Genomic DNA, 2,244 nt, shown 5'->3' with positions numbered 1-2,244 from the left:
AGGGTGGGTTAGGCGCGGCCGTAATTTTTCGGAAAAACCCACAACTTTTCATCCGCGCCGTAACCCACCATTTCCTTTTTAATGCACAGTTTGAGCAGAAACAGTCCACCAATAGACTGACCGTTGTAGAAAGGTTTCTTGTCAATCTTAGGTGGGGGGTAGAAACCGGGTTTCTAGGAGACAATTAGATGAGGACAGAACAACTCGGGTAGAAACCCGGTTTCTTGACAATCTGGGGTGGGGACGGATTTCTCAATCTGGGTCACAATAGTTTTAACAATTCTTGGAGGTTGGTGCGTTACGGCGGATTTCTCAATTTGAATCACAATTGATCACAACTCGCCGCCTAACGCACCCTACTAAATTACTACTCAAGCCCCCCTAACCCCCCAACTTTGGGGGGAATGAGAATCACAGATTCGAGTTCGACTCCCCTCGCCCAGAATTGGGAGAGGGGCTGGGGGTGAGGGCGAGAAATATTTTGGGACGAACCCAACTATTGTATAAATTACAGTAAAAAGGTGGGGACAGGGGGGCAATTTAAAAAAATAAAAAAAAACTCGCTGCGCTCGCAGAAAAAGGGTAAAAAAACGATAGTGCAAAGGATAAAAGAGCTAAAGGGAAAGATGCTCCGGGAGGGAACAGGACACCCGAAAACCGTTGATGTGGGTCAAGCTGTTCGGGTCGTTCCATGCGCGGTTCGCTGAACGGCAAGCATAAGGACGGTTGAACCACGAACCCCCGCGCAGCACTCGCTCTCCTTTTGCATTCACAAGATTAGCCAAACTATCAACATAGCTGTCGTAGATATTTTTCCCATTCCAAACTTGACCATCTGATGGCGCACCATTGTAGTTCTCATGCCAGAGGTCAGCGCACCATTCCCGAACATTTCCGTGGATGTCATACAAGCCAAAAGCATTGGCGTGTTGAAACTGACCCACGGGGGTGGTTGTTTTGCGGTAGTAGGTGAAGTCACCCTTGAAATTGTCGAGGTCGGTAGTCAGAATTTCACCGACGTGAAACGGGGTGGTAGTTCCGGCACGAGCCGCATACTCCCACTCAGCTTCACTGGGCAATCGGTAGGGTTTGCCGATTTTTTTTGAGAGGCGGGCGCACCACTCAATCGTATCATACCATGAAACTCGTTCAACGGGAAGATTGAAGCCTTTAAAATACGAAGGATCGGATTCAAGGTCGCGTTGGAGTTTGGGAAAGCTGGCAACTTGTTGCCATTGTTCTTGGGTGACGGGATATTTCCCTATTAAGAAGGGTTGGATTGTCACTCGATGTTGGGGTCTTTCATCATCAGAACTTCTGACTTCATTATCCGGCGCACCCATTGTAAAGGTTCCCCCTGGAATCAATACCATTTCCAGGGTGACTCCATTCCCCAAGTCTTCGATGATACGTTCCGCCTGGCTGGAATGACGACTAATTTCTTGTCCTCTTTCGTTAACTTTGACAACCTCAAAGGAAAAGGAAGTGGGTTTTGACAAGTAAAGAGGGGTGCTTCCTCGCCCCGATTTTTTCGTCACTAACTGAGGACGCTTGTTTTTATCCCACGCCATCTCCGGGGGCCGACAGGAGACGCGAAAACCGTCGAGGTAGTCGAGGAGGCCCGGGACGAGCCTGCGGCGGTAGGCACAGCGGCAGTCCCCAGGATTGTTGAGCCACGAACCGCCGCGGAGCACTCGCATTTCTTTATCATAATCTTGATAATCATTATTATTCTCATCCCAAACTCGCCCATCTGAGGGCGCATCTTTATAGTTGCCATGCCACGGGTCGGCGCACCACTCCCAAACGTTCCCGTGCATATCGTACAAGCCAAAAGCATTGGCAACTTTGAACTGACCGACGGGTGTGGTTTCTTGGCGGTAGACTCCTTTTACACCCGAGCTGTAGGTGTAGCCATCATAATTGGCGATATCAGTTGTCAGGGTTTCTCCAAAGTGGAAAGGGGTCGTCGTTCCGGCACGGCAGGCATATTCCCACTGGGCTTCGCTGGGCAGGCGATAAGGTTTTTTGGTGGCTTGAGCCAGTCGGGCGCAGAACTCGATCGCATCATACCATGAAACTCGTTCAATTGGGCGATTGTTTCCTTTAAATCTTGCCGGGTCGGGATCGAGATCTCGCTGAAGTTTGGGCAAGTTCGCCACCCGCTTCCATTGGGCCTGGGTGATGGGGTATTTGCCCATCAGGAAGGGTTGAATGGTGACTCGGTGTTGGGGTTCTTCCTCG

General features: G+C 50.2%; 2 protein-coding genes. One reads left to right on the top strand and one right to left on the bottom strand.

Features of this window, described 5'->3' with window-relative positions:
- On the top strand, positions 1-188 hold a 188-nt coding region (locus AC0QHF_RS14500), incomplete at its 5' end, for a hypothetical protein (protein ID WP_324704937.1).
- Positions 189-614: 426 nt separating this feature from the next.
- Here AC0QHF_RS14500 and AC0QHF_RS14495 read toward each other — a convergent pair.
- Positions 615-2,244, bottom strand: a 1,630-nt coding sequence (locus AC0QHF_RS14495) for a formylglycine-generating enzyme family protein (protein WP_324704936.1), incomplete at its 5' end; no start/stop codon positions are given.

This window comes from Lyngbya sp. CCY1209, from assembly GCF_055795065.1.
The sequence above is the reverse complement of the archived record's forward strand: the minus strand, read 5'-3'. Positions and strand labels throughout refer to the sequence as shown.